This window comes from Hoeflea sp. CAU 1731 (genome assembly GCF_039888615.1).
GTDB lineage: Bacteria > Pseudomonadota > Alphaproteobacteria > Rhizobiales > Rhizobiaceae > Flavimaribacter.
In genome coordinates this window covers 189,696-204,220 of the sequence record NZ_JBDQQS010000005.1, presented here as the reverse complement: position 1 = coordinate 204,220, position 14,525 = coordinate 189,696, and the positions used below count along the sequence as shown (strand labels likewise).

Genomic DNA, 14,525 nt, shown 5'->3' with positions numbered 1-14,525 from the left:
CTCTCGGTCTCTCGAAAGTGAAGGCGAACCGCGCGACTTTTAGCGCGCTATTTTGATGCGTAGACCCGGCAATTGCCATTGTGGTGGAATTTCCACCGTTTCATGGCGTTCTGGCATCGCAGGATCGCGTTCTTTTCGGCGTCCTCGGTTGATCGGCGATTGAGCGACACACCGCAGACATACACCCCATATTCATAATTGATCTTGCTTTGCGCATAGGCGGAATGACCGCCTGCGGCCTTGTATTCCTGGGCGGCCTCGGTGCATGGATCGTCCGGGTTTTTCGGCAACGCGCGCCGCAACTTGCCGTATTGGCCAGACAGATTTCCTGACGGTTTTTTGGAGGCGGTCTGACCCGGATAGGCGGAAATGCTCACAGCGAAGGCAATGGTAAATGCAAGCGAAAGGCGAAATAAAAAGCTGAAAAACATGTTTCTCCATCATCCCCTATGGATTTCTTCACAAATTATCTGTTCCTGAAATTTACCACCAAGGCAAGTATCCTTCGCGAAATCTTTTACTTTCAGTTGCAGTTTTCACAAGACTATGGTCTTTCCTGTTTCGCGACTGGAAAAGCAACAAAGTCAATGTTCGAATACATCAGTCTGCATAGCGGCGATCAATCGCCAAATCTTGGTTTCGATAAGCCGTTCAAATGCCTTGTTATGATCCGCGAAGACGTGACGGATACATGGCGGGACGAGGTGAGCCGCTGGCTGGTCGAGTCGGGATGCCTTTGGATGATGGCATGGGGCCGTGACTGCAGCCTGTGGGACGACAGCGTCGACTGCGCGAATATCGAAAAATTTTCCGGCGACATTCCGCACGACAAATTCGTCATAACGACGTGGCACAACGATGAAACGCTGGAAGACGTTGTGTGTTTTGCGACGTTCTCCGCCAATCATTCCAGTGTTCCACTGGAGAAGCTGGTCGTTCTCGATATCGGTCCTGACGCTGGCAAGAACGAAATCTCGGCGTTGATCGGGAAATGCCGGTTTGAGGCTCGGCAAGAGGCGGCCGTGAAACCTCGCCCAAGCCGGTTCAGACTGCGTTGGCTTGAGCGATTATTCAGGGTTTCTATTCAGTATGACGGTACGACAAGGAAGATGAACTTTCTCGAAACACCTGTAAATCTTATACAGTGAAATTGCAGGCGCTGCGATCTACCGCAGCGCCGCTTCGATATTGCCTCCGTCGACGGTCAGAACGCCGGCGGTCGTGCGCTCGGCCATCGCCAGATCCAGGAAGGCTTTCGCCACGTGGTCGGCGGTGACTTCCTGCTTCAACAGGTTGCCGGACATGTACTCCTTTTCCGAAACGCCACGGGCCTTCGAGCGGCTGGCGATCATGCTGTCGTCGAGCAGGCCGGAACGGATACGGTCGGCGTTGACTGCGCTCGAGCGCACGCCGATCTTGCCGTATTCCAGCGCATATTGCCGCGACAGGAACAGCGTCGCAGCCTTGGGCAGGCCGTAGGCGCCGAAATTCGCGCCCGGATTGATCGCCTGTTTCGACGTGTTGAACAGCAGCACGCCGCCGGTCTGCTGCAGCTTGAAGATCCGCACCGCGTTCTGCGCCACGGCCTGGTGAGCGAAGAAGTTGAGCTCGAAACTCGTGCGCAAAACAGCGTCATCCAGCGTTCCGATCTCGCCCTGGAAGGCGGCGCCGGCGTTGGAGATGACGATATCGACGCCGCCGAAGGCTTCCACCGCCGCATCGAAGGCGGCGCGCACGCTTTGCCTGTCGGTCACGTCGCAGGCGACGCCGATCGACTGGTTGCCGATGGATTTGGCGACCGTCGCAGCCGCCTCGCCGTCGAGATCGGCGACGACCACATGCGCGCCGGTTGCAGCGAAAAGCTTCGCCGTCGCAGCACCGATCCCGCCTGCGCCGCCGGTCACCAGCGCCACCTGGCCGGTCAGCGGCAGCACCTTGCGGCTTTTCAGCTTCGCCTGTTCAAGCGACCAGTATTCAAGCTTGAAGAGTTCCTCCGCCGGCAGCGGATAGAATTTGCCGATCGCTTCGGCGTCGGCGACATTGGCCGACCACACTTCCGCGACGTCGCCGGAAATGCTCGCGGTCTTCGCCGTGCGGCCGAAGCCGAATATGCCGAGCCCGGGCACGATCGCCATGCGCGGCATCGGGTCGAGGATCGTACGCTCGATATCGTCGCGGGCGTTGTTGGTCTCGAAATAGGCGCGATACATCTCCGTGTAGCGCTGCACCGCCTTGCGCGCCTCATCGGCCCAGGCCTCGACGTCGTCCGCAGGGCAAGGCGGCAGGATCACCGGCCAGTTCTTGACGTGGATCGTCAGGTCCGGCGTCGTCACGCCGCGCAGCGCATAATCTTCGAGATCGGCGCCGTTGATGAAATCGAGGATCGCCGGCGAGGTCCGGAAGTCGCAGACGAAACGGTTGTAGCCCCCCTCGCCCAGCACTTCCGCCACAGCGCCGCGCAACACCGGCGCGATCTGCAGCGCGCTCGCCGGATTGACAGGCAGATCTGTGCGCGGCGTGAAGGGTGGTTTGCCGTTTTCGGCGATATAGGCCTCGGCTTCGTTGATCGCGGCGATCATCCGGTCATAGGCCTGTTTGGCCGTATCGCCGAAGGTGAAGATGCCGTGCTTGTCGAGGATCAGACCCTCAACGTCCGGGTTCTCGTCGAACACGTCGGCGGCGGCCTTGGCGAGTTCGAAGCCCGGCGGAATGTAGGGCACGAAGCCCATGCGGTCGCCGAATACCTTGCCGATCAGTTCGCGGCTGTTTTCCTGGTCGACCAGCGCCAGGATCGCGGTCGAATGGGTGTGATCGACGAATTTGTGTGGCAGGAAGGCGTGCAGCAGCGTCTCGACGGAGGGGTTGGGCGAACCCGGATCGATCAGGCTGCTGCGCTGCAGCGCCACCATCGCCTCGTCGCTGAGCGCGTCAAGCGCGCGCGCCTTCAGGAGCGGCTCCATCTTGACGGCTGGAAGGCCAGGCGGCTCAATGAAGGCCATGTCCCAGCCGCTGCCCTTCACGCACAGCACCTCATACTCCTCGCCGAGCAGATCCGTAACCCGCGTCTTCACCGATGTGTTGCCGCCGCCATGCAGCACCAGTTGCGGAACCTTGCCAAGCAGCCGCGTCGTGTAGGTGCGCAGCGCAAGATCCTCGCCGGCGTGCCCGTAATCCTCGATCGCCTGCGCTGCCGCCGCGTCATTCCACTGATTGTCCATCGGCTCTCTCTCCCGACTTTATAATTTCCGGCCCTTTTATCGCAGGGCTGTATAATTGACAATAGTCATGGTAGTGTGACAATCGTCAGGTTGTGGTCGTCGGGAGGAGATTGACGGCCGGCACTATAGCGCAGAATGTCCAATATGACACACTTCGCGCAGCGTGTTTAAAATCAGCCAATGGGGAGTAGCCGGGATTTGGACGGAGAAAACACCAGGGGCCGCCGCCGTTACCGGCCGGACGAGCAAATCGAGGACATACTGCTGCGCGCCGCCTGGATGTATTATTACGAAAACAAGAACCAGAGCGACATAGCCCAGGAATTCGGCGTGTCGCGGGCGACCGTGGTCAATTACCTTCAGCAGGCGCGCGAGCGCGGGCTGGTCGAAATCCGGCTTGATCCCGTTGCCTTCAACCGTCAGCGTCTCTCGGTGGAGCTGTGCCGAAACTACGGTCTGCAGGAGGCCGTCGTTATTCCCGGCAGTGAGCTCGATCTCGGCGGCGTGGCGCTCGGCGCGGCAAAGCGCTTTCCCGACCTGCTCGACGAGGGCGACGTCGTCGGCGTCGCCTGGGGCATGACGATATTTTCCATGTCGGAAAAAATCACGCAGCGCCGCATCGACAACGTCACGATCGTGCAGATGGTGGGATCCATGGCGAGCCCTTATGTCTTCGCCGCCGAAAGCTGCTCCACCAACATCGCCAGACGCCTCGGCGCGCGGGTCGCCAATTTCTACGCGCCGGCCATCCTGTCGTCGGTGGAGGCCGCGCGCATCCTCAGACAGGAACCGGTGATCCAGTCGCAATTCGACGAACTCGACCGCATCAACAAGGCGGTCTTCGCCGTCGGCTCCTGCGAGGCCAGTAGCCACGTCGTCGAAAGCGGCATCGCCTCGCTGGATGATCTGCAAGACTATATCGCTCGCGGCGCCGTCGGCGTTGTCTGCGGCCGCTTCATCGACGGCAGGGGAAACCACGTCGTCGGCCGACTCGACGAGCGCATGATCGGCATTGCGCCCGACGCGCTGCGCGGCCTCACCGTCGGCATGCTGGTCTCAAACGGTTTCGACAAGGTCGCCGGGATGCACGCCGCCATGCTCGGCGGCTACGTCACCCACCTGGTCACCGACGCGCCCACCGCCCAGGCGATCCTGAACGAGAATTTGTAGGGCTCTCATCGGTGTTTCCTGATCTCGCCGCCCGCCAACAGACCTCGGTCTGTCCTACCTCCCTCGCAAGACCGGGATCAGAAAAACCAGGCAGGCAAGCAGAAAGAACACGCTGCCGAACATCGGCCAGAATTCCCCCCAGCTTGCGATAATGAAGCCGATAGCCGATACGATGAACAGCAGCCAGCCGGTCAGAATGCAGTTGCTGTCTCTCAATCAGGCCTCCCAACGTTGTCAGTGGCCTGAACTGTCAGATTTCAGTCTCCGGCGCCAGTCTCGGCAAACAGGACTGTTTCGTCATTTGTTGCGGAGTTGACGCGGGAGGCTCCGAAAAAAAGCCTTGCGGTTTTGTTCGCACAAACACGAATTGCCCGGCGCGGTTGATTTCCTCTTAACCGGCGGCGGGTTAAACTCGGTCTCCAACGATCTCATTCGGATGGAAAGTGATGCTGTCGCACGAAGACGTCTGGGCCGCAATCGACGCACTTGCCCGCATCAACGGGATGTCGGTTTCGGCGCTCGCCAGAGGCGCGGGGCTCGATCCGACTGCTTTCAACAAGTCGAAGCGGCGGAGCGCCGACGGCCGTCCGCGCTGGCCATCGACGGAATCGCTGTCGCGCATTCTGGCGGCGACCGGCTGCACCCTTGGAGAATTCGAGGCGCTCGCTTCCGGCAGCGGCAAGGATGCGACCGGATCGAACGATGCGCGCACCGTGCCGCTGATCGGTTTCGCCCAGGCCGGCGACGGCGGCTATTTCGACGACGCCGGGTATCCGGCCGGCTTCGGCTGGGACACGGTCGAGCTGCCAGCCCGCGCCAGCGGACAGTCCTATGCGCTGAAGGTGCAGGGCGATTCCATGCTGCCGCTCTATCGCGACGGCGACACGCTGATCGTCGAACCGCAGGCAAGCTTGCGCGCGGGCGATCGTGTCGTCGTGCGAACATGCGAGGGTGAGATCATGGCGAAGATTCTCAAGCGCCTCGGCCCGGACAGGGTGGAGCTGCTGTCGCTCAATCCGGAGCATCCGGATCGCGCGTTCAGCCGCGCCGAAATCGAATGGGCGGCGCGCATCGTCTGGGCGAGCCAGTAGAAGAGGAGAAGGAAGGCCACATGCGCACGCTTGTCATCTGCCTTGTCCTGCTGATCGCCGGGCTTGCCGCGCTGATCCTCTATGAGCCGCCAAAGCCTGAGGCGAACCACGCGCCGCAGGCGCGGATGGAAAGCGGAAGCTTTCGCTGGGACGCCGCGGAACCGCCCGCGCCTGGCGCGGAAGCGAACGAAGCCGGCATACGTCCGATCTCGCCGGACCAGTTCGCGGCGCCCTTTACCAAAAACGCGTCCAACATGGAGCGCATTGCGCCGCGCGCGCCTGTCACAATCGCAGCCGAAAGCGAAACGCAGGACGCCGGCCCCGGACGCACGCCGCTGTTCCGGCCCAAGGTCGTGGCGGCCGGGTTGATCCGTTACGACCAGGGCACGCTGCAACTCCAGGGCATCGACCTCGTCCTGCCCGGCGACATGTGCACGGCCCCGGACGGATCGCACTGGCCCTGCGGCGTCATCGCGCGCACCGCGTTCCGCAATTTCCTGCGCGGCCGGGCGCTTTCGTGCATGACGCCGGGCGACAGTTGGGACGACACGCTGGTGACCGACTGCGTGATCAACAACCAGGATCCGGCCGCATGGCTTGCCGGCCACGGCTGGGCGAAGCCGAAACCCGGCGCCGGCGCCGCATATGAAGAGATGGCGCGCCTGGCCCAGCAGCAGAAAAGAGGCATCTACGGCGCCGATCCGCGCAAGGAGATGCCGGATATCGACAGCCGGGTGAGCGTCACCCTCGTGCCGGGCGAAACGCCCGAGGCGGTTGAATTCGTGGAGTAAAGCCAGTTGATCAGCGCGATCCGGGGCGGCGCCTGCTTTCCCACTCAATCGGGTGAAATCGCATCGATGACGCCGCAATCGGAAATCGTCCCGTTACCGGAGCAGGAAGTGGAAATGCGGCGCAGGCGTTCCGCCAGGGCCTGCAGATCGGCTATCTTGCGCTCGACTTCGGCCAGATGCGTGGAGGCGATGCCGTCCACCTCGGCGCAGGGCCGCTCGACTTCCGACGAAAGCTCAAGGAGGTCGCGGATCTGCTCCAGCGTGAAGCCGAGATCGCGACAGCGCCTGATGAAGCGCAGGCGACCGAGAGCCGCGTCGTCATAGGCGCGATAATTGCCGGCGGTGCGGTGCGGTGAAGCGAGCAGACCAATCTTTTCATAATAGCGGATCGTCACCACCTTGGTTTTCGTCTGGCGCGACAGATCGCCGATTTTCAAATGTGTTGCGGACATGGCTTGACCCTATAGCGACTATAGACTGCATATAGGACGAAGACATCACCAATGCGAGTCCCGACATGCCCTGCTGCTCGTCTGACGCCTGCTCTTCGACCGCTGCTTCCAATGGCCGCTATCGCCGTGTCCTGTGGATCGTTCTCGCGATCAACGCGATCATGTTTGCGGTGGAAATCGGCGCGGGTCTCGCCGCCGGCTCCGTGGCGCTGCAGGCCGACGCGCTGGATTTCCTCGCCGACGCTTCCAATTATGCGATCAGCCTGTTCGTGCTCGGCATGGGCCTGCGCTGGCGCGCAAGCGCGGCCTTGATCAAGGGCGGCTCGATGGGGCTGTTCGGCCTGTGGGTAATTGGCAATCTCGCCTGGAACGCCATTCACGGCACGACGCCTCACTGGGGGACAATGGGCGCTGTGGGGCTCGCCGCCCTGATCGCCAACGCCGCCTGCCTCGCCCTCCTCTACGCCTGGCGCGAGGGCGACGCCAATATGCGTTCGGTCTGGGTCTGCTCGCGCAACGACGTGCTGTCAAACATCGCCGTTCTGGCCGCCGCCATGGGCGTATTCGGAACGGGGACGGGATGGCCGGACATCATCGTCGCGGCGATCATGGCCGCCCTTGCGCTGCAGGGCGCGGTCACCATCATCCGCCATGCCTCGGCGGAACTGGCGACGGCGAGGTTGGACGAAGCCGGACAGCGGGCGTTCTAGAAAACTGCATCGAGCCTTGGGGATAGTGGACCTGAAGGTTCCGACATTTGCTGCAGGACAACTCGCATCGGGACGCAAATATCGGAAGCGGACCAAAACGTCTTCAGCACGGCTTGGTGAAAACGATCTCACAGAAAATCAGCGAAGACCGTACAGACGAATATGGGGCTTTGGCTGGCCTTCGCTTCCCGGCAAAGGCGATGATCGGCGCGCTCGGTCTGCTTGCCCGGGCGCTGAACCTAGTCGAGCCGTTCAGGGAAGGCTTCAGAAAGATCTACGCCGACAGCCCGCCGGATCTGGCGATCCTGAATACGCAGGACCGGGTCGAGAAGTCATCCGCACCGCCACGCGGAGCTTTTCAGGCCTTGCCAACGACCATGCGCTGATGCAGGCCGAATGGATCCCGCTCGTTCCGAATGACGCCGTCAACATCAAGATCGTATTCGGCGCCCATGATCCGCACTGCGATTTCAAGAGCGCGATGTCGCGGATCGAAATCGTCTTTGTGCGCTCCGCGGTGGTCGAGGGTTTTGGGCAGGTCTCGGCCATGTTCGAGCCGGAATTCACCACGGTGCAGGCGCTCGTCAGATAAACCGCGCAATCGGGCCTGCGGGCGTGACATATCCGATGACCAAAGCCACAAAAATGATCATTTTCCGGTTTTCATGACTTCGATCGCCTGAGGCCGGTTGTCTGAACCGATCGGATTTCGGATGATATGATTCCTTTTCATCCGACCCCGCCATAATCCAAAAGGCAAACCCCATGTTCATCGAGCACGCCCAGCACCTTCTGCTCGTCTACGCCGCCTATCTCGTTGCGATCGCCAGCCCTGGCCCCAGCACCATGGCGATCATGGGGGTCGCCATGAACCAGGGCCGCCCGCCGGCGATTGCGCTTGCGCTGGGCGTCGTAACAGGCAGCCTGTTCTGGGCCTTGCTGGCGGCGACCGGGATTTCCACGATCCTGACGGCCTACGCCGAGGCGCTCACCGCGATCAAGATCGCGGGCGGCCTCTATCTGCTCTATCTCGCCTGGAAATCCGCGCGTTCAGCGCTGACCGCCGACCCGCAGCAGAAGAAATCCTTCACGCCCGGGAAAACGGCTGCGCACTACCGGCGCGGCCTGTTGCTGCATCTCTCCAACCCGAAGGCCGTTTTCGGATGGATGGCGATCATGGCGCTTGGATTGCAGCCCGATTCCCCCGCCTATACGTTGCCGGCGATCTTCGCCGGTTGCGCGGTGCTGGGACTGACGGTCAATGTCGGCTACGCCTTCATGTTTTCAACCGCGCTGATGGGCCAGGTCTACCGGAAATCCCGGCGCTATGTGGAAGGCGCGCTCGCCGCGATCTTCGGCTATGCCGGCCTGCGGCTGCTTTTCTCGAGACCCTAGCGCAGCTGCGTCGGGCATTGTTTATACTTCTGCGAAACAGAGATGGAAGAGGCCCTCTCGCAGATAAATAGAGACAAAACCAACTGAATGGAGACCCGAAATGCCGCATGTGCTCGTCAAACTCTGGCCCGGAAAATCCGAGGCGCAGAAAAAGGAACTCGCCGAGGAGATCACCCAGGCGTTGATGCGGACGCTCGAAAGCAGCGAGGCGTCAGTGTCGGTCTCGTTCGAGGAGGTCGACAGGGAGCAGTGGCGCGAGACCGTCTATCTGCCGGAGATCATGGGCGAGCCCGAGAAGCTTTACAAAGAACCTGGATACACGATGTGAGGAGCAAACCGCGATGACGAACCGCCCGAGCCTTGGAGAAATCCTGCTTGGCACAGAGGGTCTGGCCCTGCTTCGGCTCGCCTTCACGGACGACGCCGACGCCCGCCGCGCGCGCATCGACGAGATCCGGTCCCTCATAAAGGACTATGACGCCGAGCCGGATCTGGCGGCGCCGCTCGCCAGTCCCGAATATAACCGGTCGGAAGGCTATGCGCTGTGGTCGAAAACCTACGATCAGCGGCTGCGGCTTTTCCCGGTCGAAGAGCCCGTCATGCATGAGCTCATCGGCCGCCTGCGACCATCGACCGTACTGGACGCCGCCTGCGGCACGGGACGCTACAGCGAAGCGCTTGCGCAAAACGGGCACAGCGTCATCGGCGTCGACGCCTCGGCGGACATGCTCGCCAGGGCGCGGCCGAAGGCGCCTGACGCCGAGTTTCTCGAGGGCGACCTGACAGCGCTGCCGGTAGAGGACGCATCCGTCGACGCCGTTGTCTGCGCGCTGGCGCTCGTCCACCTTGAGGACCTCGACAAAGCCATGCAGGAGTTTGCGCGGGTGCTTCGACCGGGCGGACGGCTGATCATTAGCGACGTCCATCCGTTTCCGATCATGCTCGGCTGGCAGGCGCAGTTTCGAACCAGCGACGGCGGCGCCGGGTTCATGCGCATCCATCCGCACCTGTTGTCCGAATACAGCGCTTCCGGCCTGGCCGCAGGCTTGCGCATTACGGCCTGTCACGAACCGCGCCTCACGCCTGAATCCGTGGTTACGCCGGCCGCCGAACGCCTGCCCGAGGCAAATCGGGCGGCGTGGGTCGGCCTGCCGGGCGTGGTCGTCTGGGAAATGGAAAAGCCGTAAGGCGAGAGGCAAAGCCTCACGCCGCGGCAAGTTCTCCGGCCAGCGCCTTGGCGATCAGCGCACGCGTCTCGTCGACGCCGTAAAGCGCGACGAAAGAGCCGAAGCGCGGTCCGCGCTCCTGGCCGAGCAGCACCTGATAGAGCATCTGGAAGAAGCTACCCGACACGCCGACGCCGCCGTCCGGCCCCTTCTTCGAGGCGTCCTGATAGCGCTCGATGGCGCGCGCCACATCGAGAACAGCGTTCTGGATCTCCTGACCATCGGCGCCGGCCGACAGGGCGGCCAGTTTTCCGTCGATACCGCGCAAGGCGTTCAACTCGACATCGTCCGCCGCGCGAAAAACCTTGGTCGGTTTGACGAAATCGTTGAAATAGCGGATCGCATAGGCGACGAGCTGGTCGAGATGCGGGTGGCTTTGCGCCGTCACGCCCGGCGCATAGCGGGTGATATAGCCCCACAGCACGTCGCTGTTTTCGGCGTTCGAAGCGCTGACGAGATTCAGCAACATCGCGAAAGGCACCGGATTGTCGATTGCCGGCGGAGTGCCTTCATGCATGTGCCAGACCGGATTGTTGAGACGCGTCCTCCAGTCCTGCCGCCCATAGGCGGAAAGGAAGGTGAAATACTCGTCCACGGCCTTCGGGATGACGTCGAAATAGAGCTTCTTGGCCGTCTTCGGCTTCTGGAACATGTAGAGCGCGAGGCTCTCCTCGGAGGCGTATGTCAGCCAGTCGTCGATGGTGAGCCCGTTGCCCTTGGACTTCGATATCTTCTGGCCGTTCTCGTCGAGGAAGAGTTCATAGTTGAAGCCCTCCGGCGGCGGACCGCCAAGCGCGCGGCAAACCTTCGATGACAACGTCACGCTGTCGATCAGATCCTTGCCCGCCATCTCGTAGTCGACGCCGAGCGCAAACCAGCGCAGCGCCCAGTCGGCCTTCCACTGGCACTTCACCTTGCCGCCGGTGACGGCGGTCTCGACTTCTTCGCCGGTCTCCGGGTCGACATAGGTGACCGTGCCGGCTTCCGGATTGCGCGCGATCATCGGCACCTGCAGCACAACGCCGGTCCGCGGACAGATCGGCAGGAAGGGCGAGTAGGTGGCGCGGCGCTCCTCGCCAAGCGTCGGCGCGATGATCGCCATCACCTCGTCGTAGACAGCGAGCATGCGCATGAGCGCCTCGTCGAATCGGCCCGACGTATAGTAGTCGGTCGCGGACGCGAATTCGTAATCGAAGCCGAAACGGTCAAGAAAGGCGCGCAGCCGCGCGTTGTTCGCGGCGCCGAAGGATACGCCGTCATCTGAAAACGGATCGGGCACGCGGCTCAGCGGCTTGCCAAGCCAGGTTTCCATCATCTCGCGGTTCGGCACATTGTCCGGCACCTTGCGCAGGCCGTCCATGTCGTCGGAGAAACACAGGATCTTCGTCGGCACGGCGTCGCGCGTCAGCACGCGAAAGGCGTGGCGCACCATTGAGGTGCGCGCCACCTCGCCGAAGGTGCCGATATGCGGCAATCCCGAAGGGCCGTATCCGGTCTCGAACAGGATCGGCTCCGGGTAGCCGGATTTCTCGTAGCGTTTGACGAGTTTGCGCGCCTCCTCGAACGGCCAGGCTTTTGATTCAGCCGCTGCCGCAATCATATCTTCGTCAAGATCGATCTCGGTGAGACGGTTTTCACTCATCTTTCTGCTTTCCGGTTATTTCAGTGAACATCGCCCGACCCGCCGCAATCTCGGGGCTCTGGCCAGGCGCGCGGACCCTAGTCCCGATGCTTCGCAAGGTCAATGTGAGGCGCGGAATTTGGAAGCGCCGGAAAGGCGCTTGCACTCGGACACCGCGATACATAGGTTAGCGGCAACCAATCGATTCTGCTGCAAGAGATCCTTTATGTCCGCACCCATCACCACCCAGGATGCCCTCATCTACATCATGGTCACCATGTCAGCCGTGGATTCCACCATGACCGACCGCGAACTTGCCCAGATCGGCAACATCACGCGGACGCTGCCGATCTTCGATGATTTCGACGAGGAGCGGCTGGTCCGCATTTCGCGCGATTGCGGCGCGATCCTGAGCGAGGACGACGGTCTCGATACGGTGATGCTGATCGTCCACGACGCCCTGCCGCACCATCTCTACGACACGGCTTATGCGCTGGCGGTTGAAGTGGCCGCCGCCGACCTGCATGTCGAGCAGGAGGAACTGCGGCTGTTGCAGATCCTGCGCGACCGGCTCAGCCTCGACAAGCTGACCTGCGCCGCCATCGAGCGCGGCGCGCGCGCCCGCTTCCGCACAATCGAGCATTAAGTCGCCAGACAGGCTCTCAGTAAAGACCGTAGGGGAAGGCGCGCCGGTAGATTTCGGTCATCCGGCCGTTGCGCGTCATGGCCAACAGCGCGTGGTCGAGCGCCTGAACAAGTTCGGGATCCTGCGGGTTGACGGCGATCGCCAGGCCTTCTCCCAGAAAGCTGCGCGACATATAAGGCCCGTCGAAAAAGGCGCAGCAGCCATCGGCGTCCTGGCTGCCAAGCCAGAAAGATAATTGCACGCCGTCAGCAAAGACGGCGTCGACGTCGCCCTTCTTCAAACCATCATACATCCATTGCTGTTTATCGAAGATAACCGGCTGGACCTCCGGGAAGAACGCGCGCAACATCGCTTCATGGGCGGTTCCGGCGATAACGCCAACCCTGTGGCCAGCAAGCGCCGCCGCTGTGTCGCCCTCGATGGCGACGGCTTCGTTGCGGGCAAACCGGGCCGGTAGCTTCAGGAAAGGCCGGGTGAAGTCGTATTTTTCGCGAGCTTCCGCTGTAATGGCGACGCCGGCGACAATGGCGTCGGCCTTGCCGTCAGCGATCGCCTGCTCCAGCTCCTCCCAGGGCAGAAGCTGGATCTGGCAGCGGTCGAGCACCTTCAGTTCCTCGCAAATTGCGCGCACCAGTTCAACGTGAAAGCCCGCGAGCCGGTTCTGCTGGTCGAGAAAATTGAAGGGTGGAAAATCGGCCGTGGTGACGAAGAGGATCCGCCCGCGCGCCGACAGGTCCGGAACGCCGATGCGCTCGTTCGGGTCCCAATAGGAGGGCGCTGTGACCTGCTGCGTCGCCGCCGGAGAGAGCGTGGCGAAGGCCAACAGCAAAAACAGGAACGCGGAGATGCTGCCAGTCCATGCGCGCCGCAGACGCGGCGCTGCCGGATTGCGGATCAAGACCTCGTTGAGGGGGGGCGGGAGCAGGTTCAAGTAACTTCCCTCATTCCAGACCTGATTTGGAATCCGGTACCCGCGCGTCCACGCGGGTGAGCGATAATCCTATCGGGATTCTTGACAAGCCTCATCCCACTGTCCCTTCAGCCTTGCTCCGAACCTACCGATAGAGTCGCAGAGCTTCGCCTGTCAATGAAAAGGGGCGGCCAATGGCCGCCCCCGGGAGGTTTTCAATTGCCCGCGCGATCAACGCTCGGGAAGCGGCATCCAGGCCGGAACCGCCACATCGGCATGGGCGAATTGCGGCAGCTTGGCCGAAAGCTGTTCCATGTTCTCGATGTCGAGATCCATCAGCATGTCGCGGGTGATCAGGGTCGGCGGCACGATGACGCTCTGGCCCGGATCCTCGCCAGCAAGCAGCATGGCGAGCGCACGTACGGACACTTCGCCCACGACGGCCGGGTTGGTGGCGGCGGTCGCGACCCAGGCGCTGTCGTCTTCACGCATGGCCTGAATATCGGCCGAAGACACGTCGGCGCTGTAGATCTTGATGTCGTTGTTCAGGCCGGCCTCGTCAACCGCGATCTTCACGCCCTTCGCGAACTCGTCATAGGGAGCGAACATGACGTTGATCGTCGGGTTGGCGCGCAGGACGGCGGACGCCTGATTGGCGACCGAATTGGCGATCGGATTGTCGAGCGTGCCGAACTGGGCGACCTCGTTGATGCCGGAATACTTGTCCTTGAACTCGCGCCACTTTTCGTCGCGGCGATCGAGCGGGGCGATGCCCGGCACATAGACATAGCCGGCCGTGAAGCTCTCGCCATTGTCCTTGATCGCCTGTTCGAGGGCGAGCTGGGCGAGAAGCTGGTCGCTCTGCTCGATCTGCGGAACGGCGGCGTTTTCGACATTGACGTCGAAGGCGACGACCTTGATGCCGGCGTCAACCGCGCGCTGAACGGCTTCCGTCATCGATTCCGTCAGGCCGTGCTGGACCACGATGCCGTCGACGCCGAGCGCGATCGCCTGGTCGACCATATCGGCCTGCAAGGCTGCGTCCTGGCGGGAGTCAAAGACGCGCAGGTCGACGCCAAGGGCTTCGGCCTGGCGTTCGACGCCGGAAAGATACGCCTGGAAGAAGTCGCCGGTGGACAGATAGCGCACCAGCGCGATCTTCACGTCGCCCGGATTGTCGAACGGCGCCGGTTTGTCCTGCGCCAGCGCGCCGGTGATGGTTGCGCCGGCGGCCAGCGCGGCGACGCCGAGCTTGACTGCCATGCGTCGTGTCAGATGATTCAGCATTCCAAAAT

Annotated in this window: 18 protein-coding genes; 11 read left to right on the top strand and 7 right to left on the bottom strand. The window is 62.1% G+C overall.

The genetic code is table 11. From position 1 onward, the window contains the following. Window positions 1–47: 47 nt before the first annotated feature. On the bottom strand, window positions 48–431 hold the full coding sequence (locus AAFN47_RS10550) for a hypothetical protein (protein ID WP_499809182.1): 384 nt from the start codon (window positions 429–431) through the stop codon (window positions 48–50). Window positions 432–449: 18 nt separating this feature from the next. Here AAFN47_RS10550 and AAFN47_RS10545 point away from each other — a divergent pair, with 18 nt between their 5' ends. Next, window positions 450–1,148, top strand: coding sequence for a DUF7684 family protein (locus AAFN47_RS10545; protein ID WP_499809181.1), 699 nt, complete (start codon window positions 450–452; stop codon window positions 1,146–1,148). Window positions 1,149–1,166: 18 nt separating this feature from the next. Here AAFN47_RS10545 and AAFN47_RS10540 read toward each other — a convergent pair whose 3' ends face one another. Next, window positions 1,167–3,218 (bottom strand): bifunctional aldolase/short-chain dehydrogenase, encoded by a 2,052-nt coding sequence (locus AAFN47_RS10540; RefSeq protein ID WP_499809180.1) that lies wholly within the window; start codon window positions 3,216–3,218, stop codon window positions 1,167–1,169. Window positions 3,219–3,416: 198 nt separating this feature from the next. Here AAFN47_RS10540 and AAFN47_RS10535 point away from each other — a divergent pair, with 198 nt between their 5' ends. Beyond that, a complete protein-coding gene (locus tag AAFN47_RS10535; protein WP_499809179.1) occupies window positions 3,417–4,388 on the top strand; it encodes a sugar-binding transcriptional regulator in 972 nt (323 codons plus the stop codon). Window positions 4,389–4,442: 54 nt separating this feature from the next. On the opposite strand, the gene AAFN47_RS10530 is transcribed toward AAFN47_RS10535, so the two are convergent. Then, a complete protein-coding gene (locus AAFN47_RS10530) occupies window positions 4,443–4,604 on the bottom strand; it encodes a cytochrome oxidase subunit III (protein ID WP_499809178.1) in 162 nt (53 codons plus the stop codon). Window positions 4,605–4,834: 230 nt separating this feature from the next. On the opposite strand from AAFN47_RS10530, the gene AAFN47_RS10525 reads away from it, so the two are divergent. Together AAFN47_RS10525 and AAFN47_RS10520 are read left to right on the top strand one after the other, a co-directional pair. Further along, on the top strand, window positions 4,835–5,479 hold the full coding sequence (locus AAFN47_RS10525) for a S24 family peptidase (RefSeq protein WP_499809177.1): 645 nt from the start codon (window positions 4,835–4,837) through the stop codon (window positions 5,477–5,479). Further along, entirely contained in the window at window positions 5,446–6,270 is an 825-nt protein-coding gene (locus AAFN47_RS10520) for a hypothetical protein (RefSeq protein ID WP_499809176.1), read from the top strand. Before AAFN47_RS10525 ends, AAFN47_RS10520 begins: the two co-directional genes overlap by 34 nt. 44 nt (window positions 6,271–6,314) lie before the next feature. Here the strand turns inward: AAFN47_RS10520 and AAFN47_RS10515 are convergent, their stop codons facing one another. Beyond that, window positions 6,315–6,722: a MerR family transcriptional regulator gene (locus AAFN47_RS10515; RefSeq protein ID WP_499809175.1), complete on the bottom strand. Its 408-nt coding sequence runs from the start codon at window positions 6,720–6,722 to the stop codon at window positions 6,315–6,317. Between the two features lie 65 nt (window positions 6,723–6,787). Here AAFN47_RS10515 and AAFN47_RS10510 point away from each other — a divergent pair, with 65 nt between their 5' ends. From AAFN47_RS10510 to AAFN47_RS10485, 6 genes are all read left to right on the top strand, one after another. Then, window positions 6,788–7,432, top strand: a complete 645-nt coding sequence (locus AAFN47_RS10510) for a cation efflux transmembrane domain-containing protein (protein WP_499809174.1) — start codon at window positions 6,788–6,790, stop codon at window positions 7,430–7,432. Window positions 7,433–7,548: 116 nt separating this feature from the next. Continuing rightward, window positions 7,549–7,818: a hypothetical protein gene (locus tag AAFN47_RS10505; RefSeq protein WP_499809173.1), complete on the top strand. Its 270-nt coding sequence runs from the start codon at window positions 7,549–7,551 to the stop codon at window positions 7,816–7,818. After that, a complete protein-coding gene (locus tag AAFN47_RS10500; RefSeq protein WP_499809172.1) occupies window positions 7,818–8,024 on the top strand; it encodes a hypothetical protein in 207 nt (68 codons plus the stop codon). The genes AAFN47_RS10505 and AAFN47_RS10500 overlap by 1 nt, the downstream gene beginning before the upstream one ends. A gap of 173 nt (window positions 8,025–8,197) precedes the next feature. Beyond that, entirely contained in the window at window positions 8,198–8,827 is a 630-nt protein-coding gene (locus tag AAFN47_RS10495) for a LysE family translocator (protein WP_499809171.1), read from the top strand. A gap of 100 nt (window positions 8,828–8,927) precedes the next feature. Then, window positions 8,928–9,155 (top strand): tautomerase family protein, encoded by a 228-nt coding sequence (locus tag AAFN47_RS10490; RefSeq protein ID WP_499809170.1) that lies wholly within the window; start codon window positions 8,928–8,930, stop codon window positions 9,153–9,155. Window positions 9,156–9,168: 13 nt separating this feature from the next. Then, a complete protein-coding gene (locus AAFN47_RS10485; protein WP_499809169.1) occupies window positions 9,169–10,014 on the top strand; it encodes a class I SAM-dependent methyltransferase in 846 nt (281 codons plus the stop codon). A gap of 16 nt (window positions 10,015–10,030) precedes the next feature. On the opposite strand, the gene AAFN47_RS10480 is transcribed toward AAFN47_RS10485, so the two are convergent. After that, on the bottom strand, window positions 10,031–11,695 hold the full coding sequence (locus tag AAFN47_RS10480) for a lysine--tRNA ligase (protein ID WP_499809168.1): 1,665 nt from the start codon (window positions 11,693–11,695) through the stop codon (window positions 10,031–10,033). Between the two features lie 205 nt (window positions 11,696–11,900). On the opposite strand from AAFN47_RS10480, the gene AAFN47_RS10475 reads away from it, so the two are divergent. Further along, on the top strand, window positions 11,901–12,320 hold the full coding sequence (locus AAFN47_RS10475; protein ID WP_220228390.1) for a tellurite resistance TerB family protein: 420 nt from the start codon (window positions 11,901–11,903) through the stop codon (window positions 12,318–12,320). 16 nt (window positions 12,321–12,336) lie between these two features. On the opposite strand, the gene AAFN47_RS10470 is transcribed toward AAFN47_RS10475, so the two are convergent. Both AAFN47_RS10470 and AAFN47_RS10465 read right to left on the bottom strand, forming a co-directional pair. Then, entirely contained in the window at window positions 12,337–13,251 is a 915-nt protein-coding gene (locus AAFN47_RS10470; protein ID WP_499809167.1) for a transporter substrate-binding domain-containing protein, read from the bottom strand. Window positions 13,252–13,461: 210 nt separating this feature from the next. Further along, entirely contained in the window at window positions 13,462–14,493 is a 1,032-nt protein-coding gene (locus AAFN47_RS10465; protein WP_499809287.1) for a substrate-binding domain-containing protein, read from the bottom strand. Window positions 14,494–14,525 lie beyond the last annotated feature (32 nt).